Consider the following 15,660-nt stretch of genomic DNA (forward strand, 5'->3'; position numbering starts at 1 on the left):
CGCATCCTGCCGATCCTGATTGAAAACTCAATATTGATAATGATTATCAATATCAAGACGGGCTGTCAACCCGTGGCGCTGTGTGGTCAAAGGGGGACGACGTGTTAAAGCCGGCTGTTTGGCAAGCAGAGCGATGCTCCTGAAAGTTATTGACCGGCTGAGCATCACACGCCATCTTTGTTAGTCATATCGGCATTATTTTGACTGATGGTTCTTAAAAACAGGATGGTTGGTATGGGGCGAGTCACCTTTGATCTCGACGATTTGCGCAGTTACGTGACCGGCATTGAGCTAGGCAGTTTCGCAAAAGCGGCGGAGCGGCTGGGACGATCTACCTCGGCGGTCAGCGCGCATCTGAAAAAGCTTGAGCAGCAGGTGGGTAGCCCGATCCTGCGTAAGTCCGGGCGCGGCATGGTGATGACCGAGGCCGGTGAAATCCTGCTGGGCTATGCCCGTCGTTTGCTGGAGTTGAATGATGAGGCCGCGACCGCAGTGCGCGGGCTGGACCTGCACGGCACTGTCAGGCTGGGTTTGCAGGAAGACTTCGGGGAAACCTTTTTACCGCAGGTCTTGGGCAGTTTTGCCCGAGCGCATCCGCGAGTGCGTATCGAAGCACGTATCGCCCGCAATACCGAACTGCTCGAGTGGGTGTTGAAAGGGCAACTGGATTTGTCGCTGGCGTGGGACGGCGGTATCAGCACGCCGTTTTATCAGACATTGGGTCAGCGGCAGATGCACTGGATTGCCTCATCCCATTTTGAACTGACGCCATGGAGCCAGGGAGATGAACCGCTGCCACTGGTGATGTTTGATGCTCCATGCCTGATGCGCAGCGCGGCGATTAAGGCGCTGGATCGTGCCGGTATTCCCTGGCGTATCGCCTTTACCAGCCACAGCCTGAACGGCGTGTGGGCCGCGGTCAGCGCCGGATTAGGGGTGACGGTGCGCACCGACGCCGGGCTGCCGTCGGGACTGTCCCTTTTGCCACCTGACGTGTTACCGCCGCTAAATCAGCTAGGCGTGGTGCTGCACCGTGCCGAAGAAAACCCGTCAGCGGCGATCCAGCGTTTGGCGCAGATCGTCGCCGATCGGATCAACGGTTAGTCCTGCTCGATCGGCTGTTTGCCGCTCAGTGCACCCCATTCACTCCAGGCGCCGTCGTACAGCTTTACCTGCGGCGCAGCCAGCGACAGCAGGCCGAATGCCAGCACTGCCGCCGTCACGCCGGAGCCACAACTGGTGATGATCGGCCCGTCGATATTCACGCCCTTGTCGCTGAAGGTTTTCTTCAGTGCTTCCAGCGATTTGAAACGACCGTTTTCCAGCAGTTCGCCGTAAGGAATATTGATGCTGCCGGGAATATGGCCGCGGTGCAGACCTGGACGTGGCTCTGGGGCTTCGGCGTAAAAACGTGGTGCGGCGCGCGCGTCCAGGATTTGCACCTCAGTGTTCAGCGCCTGTTCTACCTGCTGCATATTGACGACCGCGTCGGCATTAAAGCGGGCGTTGAAGGTTTGCGGCGTGCGCTGCGCAGCACCGGTCGCCAGCGGTTGGCCCAGTGCCGTCCAGCCGTTCAGGCCTTCGTCCAGCACATAAACCTGCTGGGCACCAAAATTACGGAAGGTCCACCAACCGCGCGGGGCCGAGAACTGATTGCCCTCATCATAAAACACGATGGTCTGTTGCTCGCTGATGCCCAATTTACCCACCGCTACGCTGAATTCCTCTGCCGTCGGCAGCATATGCGGCAGCGTGGTGTTTTTGTCCGCGACGTCATCGATATCGAAATACACCGCGCCCGGGATATGGCCGCGTTCAAATTCAGCGAGCATGTCTTTCTTCGGCACCAGGCCGACCGGGGACATCCTGACATCAACCACGACCAGGTTTTCATCGTTGATATGTTGTGCAAGCCATTGTGGAGTAACCAGAAACGGAGAGTTCATCGTTATTTTTCGCCTGTGGTGAAAACGGTTTTTCACTATACACCAGCCGCTTTGGCGATGTGATCCATCCGCAGAAATTATCAGGCCGACTCGGACGTTAGCGAGGCGACGATGCTGCCCAAAGCCGCCTGTGAAGCTGCCTCAAAGGCAGGGTTAGCCTCTGCCGCTTTATTCTCCGTCAGCAGCGTCTGCAGACCGACCAACCAGTCGTAGATATAAAACGCGGTATTTCTTGCCGGTGTCGGTGCCAGTTTGGTTAACCGCTGTTGGTTACCCCAGTCGACGGCGGGCTGCGGCGGTGGGGTAAAGATCGGCTGGCCGTGATTAATCCGGCTGGCGGGGCGTAACTTCGCTTCACGCTGCTGGAAGCCCAACCAGGTGACAAAATCACCCAATATCGCCAACGCCTGGCTGACCTGTCGGTCTTCAGCTTGCTCCGGCAACGCCCCGGCAGATAATGTGCGCTCCAGCGATTCGGCCATCTCCAGCCGGCAGGCTGCGGTGATCAAGGCATCGACCAGCATCTCCAGATGCTGTTTCCCAACGCCCAATAATGCCAGCAGTTGGGCATTATCCGGCAGACCGCGCAGATGGTTTATCCAATCCGTAAACACCCGTTGGGCAAACGACTCACCGCCATGCCCGGTGGGCGCAATGGCGGCCACAACTTCCTCACCAAACAGGTCGATCTCAACATCAAATGGGGGAGGACTGGATACCGGCGCGGGCGAGCTATGCCGTTGTTGGTTATAGAGTTGGCGCAAGGTATCGCACTGCGGCAGCAGCCATTCGAGCAGTTCGCCGTGCAGGCCGGCTTGCGCCTGCAATCTGCGCAGCAGGTGCTGGGTGCGTTGTTGCATTGACGCGCTGTCTGCCGCGTGGAGCCAGTTGCCGAGCAGGCTTTCAGACAGTTCGCGTCGCAGTTCCTGCTGTTGTTCAAGGATGCGATGCTGTTTCAATGTTGGGCACGCCTGTGCGGCCAGCCAGGCCACCATACGCTGGCAGTCGCTTTCATCCATCGCCAGCAGGGTTGCCCAGCTTTCGCCCGGTTCACCGACATAGCGTTGAACGGCGTCGTCGGGGCGTGATTTCCCGGCCTGACGCGAGTCAAATTCCGTGACTGCCCAGATTAAGCCCGGCTTGCGACGGCTGCGTAGCTCTGGGTTTTCTCCCTGAGTTTGTCTGACCCAATAAGCCAGCGCGTTGCCCGTTCTGCTGGCATCTTGCGGCGTACGGGCCGCATCGGTCACCAGCAGCAGGTTGGCGTGCAGGCCATCGGCCGCGAGAATCAACAGGTTGGCGCGTTTTGCTTGCTGCATGCGTTGAATCAGCCCAGCGCCCGGGCATGGGCTGCCGGTCGGCAGGTCCAGCAGTTCGATAGGGTTCGGCAACCCGCCGCTTTCCCTCGGTGGCAAGGTGCTGGTCACCGAGGCAGCCAGCCAGGCCAGATCGGTCAGTGCGATGTCCACTGCGGTGCCTTGCTCCGTCAATACGGCAAGTTTTACCTCGGCTGGCGTTGGGATAGCCTGGGCCTGCAGGATGCCGCCATCCTGACTCAATACCTGGCGAGGGGCATACACCCGTTCGCCGTTCCCCAGGCGGTGTAAAGCATGCGTCAACTGGCGATAACAACTCGTCAGTAGCGGATCCTCACCCCAGAGCGGCGCGAACAGCCTGGCTCGGTCGTCAACGTTCAGACAGGGGGCCAGCGAGATGGCATATGGCCAGAAGTGTTTATCCAGCGGCGTTTGCCATTTGCCGCCCTGATGGCGAAGGTTGTCCCACAGCGCCACCATGGCGTTGCTGTCCAGGCCGCCGATCGCCATGGGTTGGCGGTGACGTTCCAGTGCCTGCAGATGTGTGGCCATGGCCCGGGCATCCCAATCCGGGCGAAAGCCGCCGATCAAGGCGCTGCCGATCATCATGGCAACCAACTGCGCTTCATCAAGCAGGGAAACGGCAACGGGATAAGAAGGCGGATTTTGGGCATCACCAGAGCAATAGCGTACGGCCAGCGTGGCATCTTCGCTCAGTAACCTGGCACCGGGTGCCAGCGCGGCTAACAGGTGGGCCTTGGCTGCGGCGTTATGGCCATAAAGGCCAATGGCCAGGGGCTGATGCTGGGCTTTGTCCAACTGCCTCGCCCGGTTATAACTGCGGCGCAGGCGGATCGTCAGGTTATCGGCTTCCCGGTTCAGCCGGGTGGACTGCTGCCGGGTGGCGGCCACCCAGTCAATCGCCTGCGTGATGCTGTTGCCGAGGCGGTTTAGCGGCTCAGGCCGGCTGGAAGTGATAGGTTTCATGGTTGATAAAGGCTCCCGCTGTCGATCCAATAATGGGTTGCGCCAGAGGCGCTGGCCGCCAGGGTATTGAGTTTGAGTTGCAGATGATGCGCGGGAACCGGCGTGCCGTCGGCCAACCGGGCTTCGGCGATACTGACGCCTTCGGCTCCCTGTCCATCGTTACCGGTAAGGATCAGTCGCAGGCTGATGACCATATCACCGGCCAGTTTGCGCGCCAATGAGGCATCGGTGATGGTCAGCGTGTAGAGCGGGGATGCCGGCCAGCGTTCATTGTCCAATTGACGGAATCCGAGGCGCAGAGGGCCGCGCAGCTGGAAACAGTTGTCGGCATCCAACGCGAAGTCTGCGCGATCCAGATCGATATCGCGATAGTAGACATTATCGTCCGCCAGCAGGTTATTGCTGTCCAGCATGCCCAGATGACGAACGGTGGAATAGGGTTGGAAGTCGCCGACGTTAAAATAAAAACTCTCCAGCCGCAGGTCGATCGCCAACAGACACAGCATGGCACCCACGGCAGCGGTTGATTTGGGGTTATCGATGCGTCCACGTTTGTTAAACGGGTACCAGCTGCGGGTGTGATAACCCTCAAGCGGTAAAATTCGGCTGGCGGGCAGCGGTTGCAGGTGACGCAGCAGCGCCTGAACACCCGGAAAACGTGCCGGGCGGCCGGTCAATAGCAACACATCGCAGGTATACAACGCCACCACCTCGCAAAGCAGGCGCAGGCAGTGGCTGATGCCGATCCGGTCAGACAGGAAAGCGCTGTGCAGGGCACCCAGACGGAAAACCAACGGGGTTTGCAGAATGTCGAAGGCGTCAACGTCGGATCCACGCTGAACTTCGTCATTGATAAACGCCAGTACCTGTGGCGTGGGGGGCTGCGGCAGCAGTTCGCCCAGGCTGGCGGCGATTTCCGCGTGGGCATCCAGCGGATCGTAATCCTCATAAGCACTGAGCAGCGCACGCCCGGCGGGCATGAAAATCTGCAGCGTGGCCTGCTGGCGCAGGGTTGAAAACCCATCCATACGGCCCTGGTTGCCAAACAGCTTGTCCATCATCGCCGGCGTTGCGCCGACCCCGGCCTGTTCGAATGCCTGCTGTACGGCGGGCAAGATAAATTGCTGAATGACATCCAGCAAAATGTCGTCACCGGCGACCTTAAATCCTTCACGGAACAGCAGACGCGGATTGATTTTGATGTTGTTGCCCACGCCATCGTCCAGTGTGTATTGGGTGATGGCCAGATCGGTGGTGCCACCGCCCACGTCGATAGAGGCGATGCGCAGCGTTTTTCCCTGTTGTTCTCCCGCCACCGGCGGCCGGTCCGGTCGGGCCATGGCGGCAAAAAAGGCGTCGGTGCGGCCGGCAAAATTCACCTGCGTTTCGTTATACAGATAAACCATCTGGCCGCAGGTGGCTTCATCCCATTCCATATGCACCTGTGGCACCGGCATGCGGGCTTGCTCGCCGTTGAACGGGGCATCCAGCGGGTGCCAACCCAGGGCTTTCCATATCAGGCCAATCGCTTCCTGCATGCGGCGGCGGAAAATTTCGCGCTCTGGCTTGGGCATCGCCGAAGGCAACGTCAGGATAATAGTACGCAGACGGCGTGGGGCGGCGGTATTCGGCATTTTAATCCGCTGGGCGACGCTGTTGATTTGCATCAGTGCCTGCGCCAACAGTTCGGTCAGCATCAGGGTCATGACCGAACTGCGGCTATAGTGGGCGGCAAATACTGGCAGTCGCTGATCCACAGGTAGCGCAGACAGAGGTAAACCTTCATCGTTGATCAGTGAGGTCAATGGCGCAGCGGCGGCCATCGGCTCTTGTTTGCTGTTAAAGCGCCAACCGGGCGCATAACGTTCTTCATCCCACAGGTAGCGACGCGGGCTGGAAATCCCGGTGGTGCCTTCGGTGCCTTCCCGCCGCAGTGCCAGTTGCATGGCTTCCCGGCCCACGCGGGTGATGGAAGGCCAGCTAAAGGCGTCATCGCGTCCGCTTTGGAATGAAAGGTGGGGTTTGCCAAATGAGACCTGGGCAAACTCTACCCGGCTTTCAAATAATTCGTGGTAAACGCAGTGCGGCGCGGACAGTGAACGTAACTGCAGTTCATTGGTCTGTTTCAGGCCATTACTTTCATGCGGGTGATCTTCGACCAGCACCCCACAGGTGTGGGAATTGCCGACGTCCAAAATCAGATCTACGGCGATCGCGGGTTGTTGTGGTGTCTCTCCGATGATTTTTATCTGCGGGACGGTTAATTGGCTGCCGAGCAAATTCAACAGATTGAGGTAGTGCGCCTGATATTCGAAGGTTTTCAGTCCGGCGTTTATTGCCGCTTCGCTGCGGTGCTCCAGCTGGGTCGCGGATTGACTAAAGACTTCACGCAGCCAGCTGTCTACCCAGGTCAGGTCAAGAAACTCGCCCAACTGATGGTTTTGATGGCCCAGCGAGAAGCTGAGTCCGGTATTGAGATCGCTTTCACCTGGGGCTAGCGCCTCCTGGCCCGCAGAGGCGAGTCGGGTATCAAAGGCCAATACTACCCGCAGCAGGTTGCCGTCCTGATCGGGGTTATCCAGTAACAGAATCTGCATCCGGGCCCAGTTATCCGGCCCGGATAAAAACACCCCTGATGAAGTGCGACGAAAGAAGGGCAGCGGCAGCCAGGTTTGATCCAACAACTGCAGCGATTGCTGCAAGGGGAAGCTGAACTCCGGGCGAACCACTTCGGGAGTCTGTCCCGGTTGGGCGGGCAACAGGTATTTGCCGCTGTCGGCATCCCATTGCAGGCGCAGTAGCGGGCCGCTGGCCGTTTGGCGAACAAACTTGCCCGGAAACTCATCATCCAAAACCGGCGTCAGAGCAAAGTCCAAAAATTGGATACCGCTGTCCTGGATCAGCGTAATGCTGTGCGGGTAATCGGTAAGGGTGGCCAGCATTATTTACTCTCGCGTTTTAACATCATGGGGTAAACCGTATCCGCATCGTAACGCCCGACGCATTCTGCCGGGCCGGTCTCATTTTGCTTGCAGATGATTTCCGGCATCTGGTAGCGGCTGCCGTCGCTGCAGCGCGCTTTGGTACGGCTGTTAATCACCAGATTGCCGGACTGCATCAGACCGGCCTCAATCGGTACCCGGCAGCTGATGCCATCGCCGTAGGTAATGTTGGCACTGCCTTTACCTGCGTTGATGCGGTATTGCAGGCTGGGACGCTTACCGGTGGGGAGATCCTTCAGCGCTACCGTGGCCCGCCATTTACCGTTCAGAAAGCGGGTCGAACCGGCTTTGACCGAATCGGCGGGCAACACCAGCGCATGCTTGTCCGCCGACGGCAAGACCACCGGCACCGGTGCTGCTGGCATCAGCGTGGCCGGTGCTAACGGCAGTTGTAGCTTGAACACCGGTGTGACGGTGCGCGGCGGCGCCGGTGGTTGTGCCACCAGGGGCGTAGCAGGTGGGGCACTCGGTTGGCTCAGCCAACCTGCCAGCAGGGCAATCAGCATGAGCACTGGCAATATCCACACGTAGCGTTGCCACTGGCGGCGCGGTTGCGTCGGTGTGGCGGCAACCGACGATTTAACCTCTGGCTCTGGGGCGGTTTTTGCTGTGGGGACTGCCATCGGCCTTGGTGCGGCGGCGATCGGTGTCGGCTTTTCTTTCGCAGTTTCGGCCGGTCGCAGACACGCCAGCGGGTCGTCCTGGCACTGAGCCTGTGGCTTGATAAACCCCCAAAAGGTCAGTACCGGTTTGCCGTCAACCAGATAGACATGGTTGGGGTCAGGAATTTGCATCGCTTTGGCCAACAATGCGCCAAACAGGCGGTGGCTGGGGTGTTCGGCTGTCTGTGTTTGAGCGACCAGCAAATGCAAGGTTGTCAGGCTTTGTTCCAGCAGATGTACGGCCTGCGCGCGTTGGGCATCACTCGCGGCCAACCAGGACGTGACTTTCCCCGGAAAGGGGGAGTACCAGTCAATGCGGGTGCCCGTCTCGTTCGGCTGCGGGATCGCCAGGCAGTCGGCGGCTTGCTGCTGTTGGTGAATGCGTAATGTTTCCCGCAACTGCTGCGCGCAGGCATAAACCGGTTGCCCATTCTCGCCCAATGCAAGTACGTCATCTAAACTGCCACTGCGTAAAAAGGGTTTCACCACGGCAAAAAACCTTGTCCTGTTCTGCTAAAACGTGCAAACAGCCATAGTAACCCGGGGTCTGAGCGGTCAAACGGCTAAGGACAGACGTAAAATGCAGTTCTTTAAGAGGATCAACATGTCGCAGATGGATAACCCGGACTTTGGCGGTGCAAAAATCGCGCTGTTGTGCGGCGATAACGTGCTGACCTACCAGCGCGATGACAAGGCGGATATTCCCTGGCCCGGCTGTTGGGATTTACCCGGTGGCGGGCGTGAGGATGATGAGACGCCGCTACAATGCGTGCAGCGGGAAACGCGGGAGGAGTTCGGCCTGCAGATTGACGCGCAGCAGGTGAGCCACGGGCAGTGTTACCAGGGTATTTTTCCCGGTTACCCACCGACCTGGTTTATGTTGGGTAGCATCAAGCCGGAGCAGATTGCCAGCATACGCTTTGGCGATGAAGGGCAGCGCTGGCAGATGATGACCATCGACAGCTTTATTCATCATCCGCAGGGCATTTCGCACCTGCAACAGCGGCTGGCGCAACATTTGCGGCGTTAAGCCCCTTCCAGCGCCTCAATCCGGGCGATCAGCGCGTCGAGCTGACGATCGGAAAACACCTCAATGCCGTTCTGGCGCAGCAGTTCGGCGGTGACGCCGCTGCCGGGCTTGGTCTGGCCGCTGAAAGAACCGTCGTAGATAAATTGGCTACCGCAGGATGGGCTGCCGTCGGTAAGCAGGGCAAAGCGACAGCCGTGCCGTTGTGCTGTCTCCAGTGCCAGATGGGCGCCAAGCAGATAGCTGGCGGTGACGTCACCGCCGCTGACTTCAACCACCCGCGCCCGTTGGGCTAGTACGGTAGCACCTTCGGCGGCAGGCGTGATTTCTGCCGAGGGACGTGGGGTGGAAAAGCCGGCGGCCAGCTCCGGGCAGCAAACCACCAGGCGGCCTTCGCGCTGCCAGCGCAGCAGCGTGGCATTGAACAAGGGTTTGTCGGAAGCGTTATAGCGAACTTTAAAACCGGCCAGGCAGGCGCTGAATAAAATCTTTGACGGCATGAGGTCTGTCTCTGTCACAGGGGCGAAAGCGTGGGACAGGCGACCCACGCGCGCGGCTTTAACATAGCAGAATCATTCCGCCGATGGCAGCGCCAGACGATTAATCTCCCCAGGCTCGACGATCCGCAGCGTTGTTTCGTGTCGCGCCACGGCCAGCATCGCCAGCCCGACGCGTTCGGTGGTGGTGACCTGATTGGGGAACAGCCGCAGCGCGCCGAACCACAGCGGTTTCAATAGCCGATACAGCAGATCATAAACACGGGTTCTGGAACGGATACCGTGCAGTGGCACAATAGCGCCGGGACGAAACATTACCGCATGAAACGGCAAGGCCAACAGGGCATTCTCGGTGGCCCCTTTGACCCTGGCCCACATGCTGCGACCGCCTTCGCTGCTGTCGGTGCCGACGCCGGAGACATAAATAAAGGTCATCGCCGGGTTTAACCGTGCCAAGGGGCGACCGGCGGCCAGCGTCAGATCGTAAGTCAGCGTGCGGTAGCGTGCTTCGCTCATGCCGGCCGAGGAGACGCCCAGGCAAAAAAAGCAGGCGTCGTAACCGGCAAGCTGGGCTTCTACGGCGGATAAATCACTCAGGTCAGGCAGCGTCAGTTGCCGCAATTTGGCATGGCTTTGCGCCAGCATGGTGCGGCCGATGCTGAGTACTTCACTCACCTGTGGGTCACGCAGGCATTCGCGCAGCGCACCCTGGCCGACCATACCGCTGGCACCAAAGATAATCACTCTCATGGTCTGTTCTCCCTGGGGCTGGCAAGGCGTTGGCTGCGCCAGCGGTTCGGCGTTTGCGCTTCCCACTGTATAAAGGCGCGGCTGAACGAATTCAATTCTTCAAATCCGAGCACAAAGGCGATTTCCCCCGGCTCCAGATCGGTTTCCGCCAACAGTTGGCAGGCGGTACGGTGGCGGGTTTTATCCAGCAATTGCTGATAACTGTAGCCATGCTGTTGCAAGCGACGTTGCAGGGTGCGCGGGCTGACATACAGCTCGGCAGCCACGCTGTTAACGCTCGGGCGCTGGCCGCGCATGCTGCGCCCCAGGATCGCCATCACCTGGCTGGGCAGATCGTCGCTTTGCAATGACCTGGCCAGTTCGGCTTCCAGCCCCGGCAGCAGCACCGCCAGCATGTCCTGATTGTAGGTGATGAAGGGCTGGCGCATCAGCGCTCGGTCAAACACCAGCACATCCAGCGGAGCATTGAAATGCACCGGACAACCGAAGTGGCGCGACAAAGGCGAAGCCGGATCCGGTCGCCGGGTCAGTTCGATCGCCCGTGGTCGTATCGCCTGTCCGGTGCCACGGCGGCACAGGGTGATGATGGAGGCGAACATGGCATCAATCAGCATCTCCGGCGCATGGCTTTCGGTCATGGTCCAACGGGTGTGCAGGCGGATACTGTCGCCATCTTCGACCAGCATCAGTTCTTCCGGGCACAGCAGCCGTTTGTAACGGGCAACCTTTTGCAGCGCTTCCCCGAGAGTGGCGGAGTGCAGCGCAGCGACCGAAGCAATATCATAATGCTCTGGCGATATGTCGCCGCCCAGGCGCAAGCCGAAGGCGTTGTCGTCGGCCAGTTGGGCGAGGGCGAGCCAGGTATCGAAGAACTGTCGGGTGGACAGCTTGACCTTCTCTCGCCGCCCGCTGAGCAGCCCGCCAGGCAGGCCGGCCAGTTGGCCGACCCGTTCGATATCCACGCCCATCGCGGCCAGGCGAGCCGATACCGCACTGGACAGGGAAATCTGATCGCTGCTCATTGCTACTCCTTATAATTTACCGGCCACCAAGGCTGCCATGGTGGCGTGATCTGGTTGGCTATCTTCCCGGTCGGTGCTCAGACTGAGCGTTCGGAAGGCGACATCTTCCGCTTGACGCGCCGTTAACACCTGTTGGGCCATCTGCACAGCGTCGCTGCCCAGCAGCAGGCGCAGCGGCGGCTCGTTCATTGATGCCAGTTGCAGGATCACCTGCGCGGCCTTGGCCGGATCGCCAGGCTGATGGCCGTTATGCTGCTGCAGGTACTCCAGCATTGGGTTGAAGAGTGGCTGGTAAGCTGAGCCGATCGGCGCGATGGCCATCGACGAGCCCGCCCAGTCGGTGCGAAAACCGCCCGGTTCTACCATCGTAACCTTCACGCCGAACGGGGCGATCTCTTTCGACAGCGATTCGGAGAAGCCTTCGACCGCCCACTTGGCGGTATGGTAGGCGCTGAGGCCCGGGAAAGCGAGACGAGCGCCGATGGTGGAAATCTGAATGATATGGCCGCTACCTTGTTGACGCAGTATTGGCAACGCGGCGCGGGTGACGTTGAATACGCCGTAAAAATTGGTGTCGACCTGAGCTCGGAAATCGGCCTTATCGGCTTCTTCCACTGGCGCAATATTTCCGTAACCGGCGTTGTTGACCAGCACGTCGAGTCGACCGAAGTGTTCGACCGCCGTTTGCACCGCGCGTTTCGCGGCGGCGGCATCGGTAACGTCCAGTGCGACGGTGATAACCCGGTCGCCGTAGCGATCAACCAGTGGCTGTAACTGCTGTGGTTGGCGTGCGGTAGCGACCAGACGATGCCCGGCTTCCAGCACCGCTTGCGCCAGCTGCTGGCCCAGACCGCGTGAACTGCCAGTGATTAACCATACTTGAGACTGAGACATAAAACCTTCCTTACCTGTTCATTGGGTGAGGTTTCACTCTAGAAGGTTAGACGCTGTGCGGATAATCCGATCCTGCCAACTGTTAATCCGATTGCGCCAATGTGTTTTCGAACCTTGGGATAGTTGTGCCAATCGCTGTTGTTACTCGATGATGTGCAGTTAGTGGATGTTGGCCTGACACGCTCGGAGCCTCTTGTGACAGGGTTTCAATGAACCACCCTAATTTGGAATGAAAAGTTCATTTCTAACCGCCGGGCCAGTTTATGCTGGCCCGGATTTTTATTGTTTCATCCAAGCCTGCAAGCTTTTATGAACGGCATCACGAATATCATCTTTATTTTCTCCCTCACTTGTTATTGAAATTTATATTTCATATAAACACTTATCAGATGGTGCGTTTCATAATGCGCGCCAACATGTTAAGGCTATCGGTAACGGGAGAAAGGAATGAAACAGGTTCGCGTTGGTTTAATTGGCACCGGCTACATTGGGCGCTGCCACGCCATTGCTTATGCGCAGGCTGCCACGGTATTTCCGCTGAAAGGGGAGCTGGTGCTGGAAATGCTGGCGGAAGTGACGCCGGAGCTGGCGCAACAGCGCGCGGCTGAATTTGGTTTCTCGCGCTCGACCGGTGACTGGCGTCAACTGGTAGCCGACCCGGCGATAGATGTGGTGGATATCTGTGCGCCCAACTTCCTGCATAAAGAGATGGCGCTGGAGGCGATCCGACACGGCAAACACGTTTATTCTGAAAAACCGCTGGCGCTGGATGCCGCTGACGCCGCTGAAATGGTGCAGGCCGCGCGGGCCAAAGGTGTCAAAACGCTGGTGGGTTTCAACTACATGAAGAACCCGACCAGCCAATTGGCGCGTGAAATTATCGCCAACGGCGAAATTGGCGAAGTGGTGCATTTCTATGGCACCCACAACGAAGATTACCTCGCCGACCCACGCACGCCAATCGACTGGCACTGCCGCAAGGCGACGGCCGGGTTGGGAGCATTGGGCGACCTGGCGGCGCATATCGTGAATATGGCGCATTATCTGGTGGGAGATATCGTGGCAGTCTCCGGCGATATGCAGACCATCATCAAACAGCGTCCGGATGCGAAAGACCCGACGCTGATGCACCAGGTGGAAAACGAGGATCAGGCCAGTGCGCTGGTGCGCTTTGCCGGTGGGGCCATGGGCACTATCGAAACCTCACGTATTGCCTGCGGGCGCAAGATGGGGCTGACCTACGTAGTTACCGGCACCAAGGGCACGCTGAGTTACACCCAGGAGCGAATGGCGGAACTGAAGCTGTATCGTCACGATGAGCCGGCGGAACGCCAAGGGTTTAAAACCTTGCTGGTGGGGCCAAAGCATCCGGACTACGCTGCGTTTTGTATCAGTGCCGGGCATGGCATTGGCTTTAACGATCAGAAAACGGTGGAGATCCGCGATTTGGTTAACGGTATTGCCGCCGGTGATCGCATGTGGCCAGACTTTGAGGAGGGTTGGAAAGTGTCCTGCGTGCTGGATGCGATTGCCGCTTCTGCCGAGCAGCGCCGCTGGCTGGACATCAACCGCGACTGAGTGATGGACTCTGACGCTCACAAGCTGAGAGCGTCAGAGTTTACTTGGTTAATAAGTTACTAGCTTAGTAACTTGATGAGTTGTCAGGTTGCCAGTCTGGTAACTTAAAACGCAAAGCACGAACAGCCGAACGCACCCCAGAAGGCATTCTCGTCTGAGATGGGAATGCTGGAGCGACGGGCGACATCATGCTGATGCGCATGCACACCGCAGGGCCCGCAGCACTGGTGTGCCTGGCTTAATACCCCGGTACGGCTAGCGGCGGCAGGCGGCGCAGAGCGATAATGTCCCGGCACCTGAGTCACCGGCGACCAGTCCGGCAGCACCGGTATTGCCGGTGGCGCCAGCGGTGAGAAGCTACCGGCGGCATAAACCACTTTGCCGTCCACCACCGTCATCACCGATTCAATCCCCTTGATCTGCTCTTCCGGCACGCTGAAATAATCCTGCGACAGCACCGCCAGATCCGCCAACTGCCCAACCTTAATCTGGCCTTTTTTGCCTTGCTCGGTAGAGAACCAGGCACTGCCCTGAGTCCACAGCATTAGCGCCGTTTCACGATCCAACCGTGCGTTATCGTCGTACATGGCCATGCCGCCTACGGTTCGGCCGGAAACCAGCCAGTAGAGTGCGGTCCACGGGTTATAGCTGGCTACGCGGGTGGCGTCGGTACCCAGCCCAACCGGCAGTTCGGCTGCCAGCATTTTTGCCACCGGCGGTGTCTGTTTGGTGGCTTCTTTACCGTAGCGCTCTGCGAAATACTCCCCCTGGAATGCCATACGGTGCTGTACCGCAATACCGCCACCCAGTGCTTTCACCCGTTCGATATTGCGATCGGAGATGGTCTCGGCGTGGTCGAAAATCCAGTGCAGACCGTTGAATGGAATTTCGCGGTTCACTTTTTCGAACACGTTCAGCATACGGCTGATGGATTCGTCATAGGTGGCATGCAGGCGGAATGGCCAGCGATGTTCGACCAGGTGGCGCACCACGCGCTCCAGTTCGTCTTCGGTACCTTCCGGCAGGTCCGGGCGGGGCTGCAGGAAGTCCTCGAAGTCGGCGGCGGAGAACACCAGCATTTCACCGGCGCCGTTATGACGGTAAAAATCGGTACCCTGGCCAGGTTTCAGCATGTCGGTCCACAGCTTGAAATCCTCCAGTTCCTGTTTCGGCCGCTGGGTGAACAGGTTGTAGGCAATTCGCAGGGTCAACTGCTTCTTCTCGTGCAGTTCGGCGATCACCTGATAGTCATCGGGGTAGTTCTGGAAACCGCCGCCGGCATCGATAGCGCTGGTCAGCCCAAGGCGATTCAACTCGCGCATAAACTGACGGGTCGAATTGACCTGCTGTTCCAGCGGCAGTTTTGGCCCTTTGGCCAGGGTGGCATACAGGATCATCGCATTGGGTTTGGCAATCAGCATGCCAGTCGGGTTGCCGTTGCCGTCACGCTGAATTTCGCCGCCGGGTGGGTTGGGCGTGTCTTTGGTGTAGCCCACCACTTTCAGCGCTGCGCGGTTGAGCAGGGCGCGGTCATACAGATGCAGGATAAACACCGGAGTGTCAGGCGCCGCCTGATTGATTTCATCCAGCGTTGGCATGCGGCGTTCGGCAAACTGAAACTCGGTCCAGCCACCCACCACCCGTACCCATTGTGGGCTGGGGGTGCGCAGCGCCTGTTCTTTCAACATACGCAACGCGTCGGCCAGCGAGGGTACCCCCTCCCAGCGCAGCTCCAGGTTGTAGTTCAGGCCGCCGCGGATCAGGTGCAGGTGTGAGTCATTGAGGCCGGGTACCGCGGTGTGGCCGTGCAGGTCGATCACCTGCGTTTCTGGCCCTGCGTGTTGCATGACCTCGTTTTCACTGCCGACGGCGAGGAATTTGCCGTCGCGGATGGCGACTGCCTGGGCGGTAGGTGCCTGGCGATCGACAGTGTGAAATTTACCGTTGGTGATAATCAGGGAAGCATGGTTACTCATAAC

General features: G+C 58.9%; 12 protein-coding genes. 3 read left to right on the plus strand and 9 right to left on the minus strand.

From position 1 onward, the window contains the following. Positions 1–234: 234 nt before the first annotated feature. Positions 235–1,104: a LysR substrate-binding domain-containing protein gene (locus NHG65_RS07165; protein WP_099064001.1), complete on the plus strand. Its 870-nt coding sequence runs from the start codon at positions 235–237 to the stop codon at positions 1,102–1,104. Here the strand turns inward: NHG65_RS07165 and sseA are convergent. The 4 genes from sseA to NHG65_RS07185 form a co-directional block, all read right to left on the minus strand. After that, positions 1,101–1,946 (minus strand): 3-mercaptopyruvate sulfurtransferase, encoded by an 846-nt coding sequence (sseA, locus tag NHG65_RS07170; RefSeq protein ID WP_207975867.1) that lies wholly within the window; start codon positions 1,944–1,946, stop codon positions 1,101–1,103. The two genes, NHG65_RS07165 and sseA, sit on opposite strands and share 4 nt — an antisense overlap. 80 nt (positions 1,947–2,026) lie before the next feature. Next, the gene (locus NHG65_RS07175) at positions 2,027–4,249 is read right to left on the minus strand and encodes a virulence factor SrfC family protein (protein WP_499183101.1); all 2,223 of its coding nucleotides are present in this window, start codon (positions 4,247–4,249) and stop codon (positions 2,027–2,029) included. Beyond that, positions 4,246–7,191, minus strand: coding sequence for a virulence factor SrfB (locus NHG65_RS07180; RefSeq protein ID WP_499183102.1), 2,946 nt, complete (start codon positions 7,189–7,191; stop codon positions 4,246–4,248). Before NHG65_RS07180 ends, NHG65_RS07175 begins: the two co-directional genes overlap by 4 nt. Continuing rightward, the gene (locus NHG65_RS07185; RefSeq protein ID WP_499183103.1) at positions 7,191–8,402 is read right to left on the minus strand and encodes an SrfA family protein; all 1,212 of its coding nucleotides are present in this window, start codon (positions 8,400–8,402) and stop codon (positions 7,191–7,193) included. Before NHG65_RS07185 ends, NHG65_RS07180 begins: the two co-directional genes overlap by 1 nt. A 124-nt stretch (positions 8,403–8,526) precedes the next feature. Between NHG65_RS07185 and NHG65_RS07190 the strand changes: the two genes are divergently transcribed. Next, the gene (locus tag NHG65_RS07190) at positions 8,527–8,943 is read left to right on the plus strand and encodes an NUDIX hydrolase (protein ID WP_499183462.1); all 417 of its coding nucleotides are present in this window, start codon (positions 8,527–8,529) and stop codon (positions 8,941–8,943) included. On the opposite strand, the gene NHG65_RS07195 is transcribed toward NHG65_RS07190, so the two are convergent. The 4 genes from NHG65_RS07195 to NHG65_RS07210 all read right to left on the minus strand — a co-directional run bounded on the left by NHG65_RS07195 (position 8,940) and on the right by NHG65_RS07210 (position 12,103). Further along, complete coding sequence (locus NHG65_RS07195; protein WP_099064006.1) at positions 8,940–9,440, minus strand: 2-thiouracil desulfurase family protein; 501 nt, start codon at positions 9,438–9,440, stop codon at positions 8,940–8,942. The two genes, NHG65_RS07190 and NHG65_RS07195, sit on opposite strands and share 4 nt — an antisense overlap. Positions 9,441–9,512: 72 nt before the next feature. Next, the gene (locus NHG65_RS07200) at positions 9,513–10,187 is read right to left on the minus strand and encodes a Rossmann-fold NAD(P)-binding domain-containing protein (RefSeq protein ID WP_099064007.1); all 675 of its coding nucleotides are present in this window, start codon (positions 10,185–10,187) and stop codon (positions 9,513–9,515) included. Next, positions 10,184–11,209, minus strand: a complete 1,026-nt coding sequence (locus NHG65_RS07205) for an AraC family transcriptional regulator (RefSeq protein WP_499183104.1) — start codon at positions 11,207–11,209, stop codon at positions 10,184–10,186. The genes NHG65_RS07200 and NHG65_RS07205 overlap by 4 nt, the downstream gene beginning before the upstream one ends. Before the next feature lie 9 nt (positions 11,210–11,218). Next, positions 11,219–12,103: an oxidoreductase gene (locus NHG65_RS07210; protein ID WP_499183105.1), complete on the minus strand. Its 885-nt coding sequence runs from the start codon at positions 12,101–12,103 to the stop codon at positions 11,219–11,221. Positions 12,104–12,550: 447 nt separating this feature from the next. Between NHG65_RS07210 and NHG65_RS07215 the strand changes: the two genes are divergently transcribed. Further along, the gene (locus NHG65_RS07215) at positions 12,551–13,681 is read left to right on the plus strand and encodes a Gfo/Idh/MocA family protein (RefSeq protein ID WP_099064012.1); all 1,131 of its coding nucleotides are present in this window, start codon (positions 12,551–12,553) and stop codon (positions 13,679–13,681) included. A gap of 104 nt (positions 13,682–13,785) precedes the next feature. On the opposite strand, the gene NHG65_RS07220 is transcribed toward NHG65_RS07215, so the two are convergent. Beyond that, positions 13,786–15,657, minus strand: a complete 1,872-nt coding sequence (locus NHG65_RS07220) for an amidohydrolase (RefSeq protein WP_085115820.1) — start codon at positions 15,655–15,657, stop codon at positions 13,786–13,788. Positions 15,658–15,660: the final 3 nt, after the last annotated feature.

Source organism: Serratia myotis, from assembly GCF_027474885.1.
Taxonomy (GTDB): domain Bacteria; phylum Pseudomonadota; class Gammaproteobacteria; order Enterobacterales; family Enterobacteriaceae; genus Serratia; species Serratia proteamaculans.

Bases quoted from the DNA above. Each gene is read 5' to 3' on its own strand.
- NHG65_RS07165 (WP_099064001.1), top strand. From the start codon at position 235: ATGGGGCGAGTCACCTTTGATCTCGACGATTTGCGCAGTTACGTGACC.
- sseA (WP_207975867.1), bottom strand. From the start codon at position 1,946: ATGAACTCTCCGTTTCTGGTTACTCCACAATGGCTTGCACAACATATC.
- NHG65_RS07175 (WP_499183101.1), bottom strand. From the start codon at position 4,249: ATGAAACCTATCACTTCCAGCCGGCCTGAGCCGCTAAACCGCCTCGGC.
- NHG65_RS07180 (WP_499183102.1), bottom strand. From the start codon at position 7,191: ATGCTGGCCACCCTTACCGATTACCCGCACAGCATTACGCTGATCCAG.
- NHG65_RS07190 (WP_499183462.1), top strand. From the start codon at position 8,527: ATGGATAACCCGGACTTTGGCGGTGCAAAAATCGCGCTGTTGTGCGGC.
- NHG65_RS07195 (WP_099064006.1), bottom strand. From the start codon at position 9,440: ATGCCGTCAAAGATTTTATTCAGCGCCTGCCTGGCCGGTTTTAAAGTT.
- NHG65_RS07200 (WP_099064007.1), bottom strand. From the start codon at position 10,187: ATGAGAGTGATTATCTTTGGTGCCAGCGGTATGGTCGGCCAGGGTGCG.
- NHG65_RS07205 (WP_499183104.1), bottom strand. From the start codon at position 11,209: ATGAGCAGCGATCAGATTTCCCTGTCCAGTGCGGTATCGGCTCGCCTG.
- NHG65_RS07210 (WP_499183105.1), bottom strand. From the start codon at position 12,103: ATGTCTCAGTCTCAAGTATGGTTAATCACTGGCAGTTCACGCGGTCTG.
- NHG65_RS07215 (WP_099064012.1), top strand. From the start codon at position 12,551: ATGAAACAGGTTCGCGTTGGTTTAATTGGCACCGGCTACATTGGGCGC.
- NHG65_RS07220 (WP_085115820.1), bottom strand. From the start codon at position 15,657: ATGAGTAACCATGCTTCCCTGATTATCACCAACGGTAAATTTCACACT.